This is a genomic window from Neoalteromonas flava, from assembly GCF_002807685.1.
Lineage (GTDB): Bacteria > Pseudomonadota > Gammaproteobacteria > Enterobacterales > Alteromonadaceae > Alteromonas_E > Alteromonas_E flava.
In genome coordinates this window covers 1-1664 of sequence record NZ_PEAX01000019.1, presented here as the reverse complement: position 1 = coordinate 1664, position 1664 = coordinate 1, and the positions used below count along the sequence as shown (strand labels likewise).

3 protein-coding genes are annotated in these 1664 nt (G+C 41.2%); 1 reads left to right on the top strand and 2 read right to left on the bottom strand.

All coding sequences use genetic code 11. The annotated features are described in order from the left end of the window. The first annotated feature begins 149 nt into the window (after positions 1-149). Complete coding sequence (locus CSH92_RS16920) at positions 150-740, top strand: rod shape-determining protein (protein ID WP_100658832.1); 591 nt, start codon at positions 150-152, stop codon at positions 738-740. A gap of 110 nt (positions 741-850) precedes the next feature. On the opposite strand, the gene CSH92_RS16915 is transcribed toward CSH92_RS16920, so the two are convergent. Both CSH92_RS16915 and CSH92_RS16910 read right to left on the bottom strand, forming a co-directional pair. After that, a complete protein-coding gene (locus CSH92_RS16915; RefSeq protein ID WP_061439355.1) occupies positions 851-1141 on the bottom strand; it encodes a type II toxin-antitoxin system RelE/ParE family toxin in 291 nt (96 codons plus the stop codon). Continuing rightward, entirely contained in the window at positions 1134-1355 is a 222-nt protein-coding gene (locus CSH92_RS16910; protein ID WP_012518669.1) for a TA system antitoxin ParD family protein, read from the bottom strand. The genes CSH92_RS16915 and CSH92_RS16910 overlap by 8 nt, the downstream gene beginning before the upstream one ends. Between the last annotated feature and the right edge of the window lie 309 nt (positions 1356-1664).

Below are 1664 nucleotides of genomic sequence, written 5' to 3'. Positions count from 1 at the left end.
CAATATTTAAATCAGTGAAAGCACCTAACAAACGCATTAAAACTCACTTCGTTCGCGCGGACATCTACTTGTGGGCTGGCGCTACGCGCAAGTTTAGCCCACAAGCAGCTGCCCTTTATGCGGGGCGTTAGTCACCAAAGGAACAATGGATGTTTTCACGTCTTAAAAGTCGTTTTTCAGAATCCCTATACGTACAGATGTGGGAAAAGCGGATAAAGGTCACTAATTTAAGTGCAAACGCAGTTTTTGATGACTCACCACTCGTGGTGATTCAAACCAAAGACAATGGAAAGAAAATTGTCTCAGGTATAGGCAAGCTTGCTGCAAGCTCTCTGAAGGAAAATGAAGTTGCTGTAAATCCATTCTCACATCCTAGAGCATTACTTTCAGACTTTTATGTTGGGGAGGTGCTGCTTAAACATATCTTCTTAAAACTCAGTAGCAATAAATACATCCGACCGAACCCGAAAGTTATAATGCATCCTATGGAGAAAACGGAAGGTGGCCTAACCCAAATAGAAAAACGAGCATATAGAGAGTTAGCTTTAGGTGGTGGCGCTAAGGAAATCAAAATACACGTCGGTAGCACTTTAAATGTTCACAACTTAAAGTATGAGGACTACAAAGATAGTGAGTCTGATGTACTAGTCGAGGCCACTAATGATGTTTCTACTAATGTAGTTACGTTTCTTTTCTACTTAGCATTAATAGTTTTGGCGGTGTGGTATTTTGGTAACTAACAAGTCAATTAAGCACACTCCCTGCAGTCGTTGGGACAAATACGTGTACGGCCTCCTCAGATTATGCCGTACACGTATTTGCCCCTTATTGGGGTGTTATACGCAATTGGTCAGAATAACTTTTTAACATCGCGGTAAAAGTTTTCATGTGAACCAAGAGCTATTAATTCAAGTATTACAGTGCCGTCCTCGTAGCTGTAACCTAGTAATGTTAACTGCTTAACCATCTTGAACTTGTACACGCGAAGAAAAGCTAGGTCGCCTTTTTTCTGTTCTCCTAGAAGAGGATCGTCCATCAGTTCCTTTACAGCTTTATCCAAGTCTTTTTTCTGATTCTTATGTAACTTCTTTACTGCTCTCTTAAAATTAGCTGTCTGTAAAACACTCGTAATCTTAGCCAAAATCGTAAGGCTCCAATTTGCCTGCCTCTTTTTCCGCTTTGGAAATAATTGCCTGTTTCACGAATTCGTATGGTAAATCAGGATTATCTTCCATCATTTCACCTATTTTTGCCCAATGCTCAATCTGTTTTGGCATCGTTCGGTTTAGTGCTTTGCCCATAATGGTAGCTTTCTCAACTAGATCTTGGTCTAGTCTTACGCTCGCGGTTGCCATAATATGTCTCCTAATAGTTCACTATCACATTGTAGCAATGCGCTACAGGTGTGGCAAATTGCGTATAACAAACGCATTAACACTCGCTGCGCTCGCTAGGGACAAAAACACGTAGGCTCCCTGCGCTTCGCTTGGTATTCTAGCCTACGTATTTTTGCCCGTTATGCGGGCCGTTATACGTCACTATGAAATATCGTTGCAGCGAATGTAGTTTTGTCTTCCCTTGTCGAGAAGCTATTGATGCTTATGACGAAGGAATTAAACGCGGCTTTTTATGTCCCTCTTGCAAATCAAATATACAAGAATTGT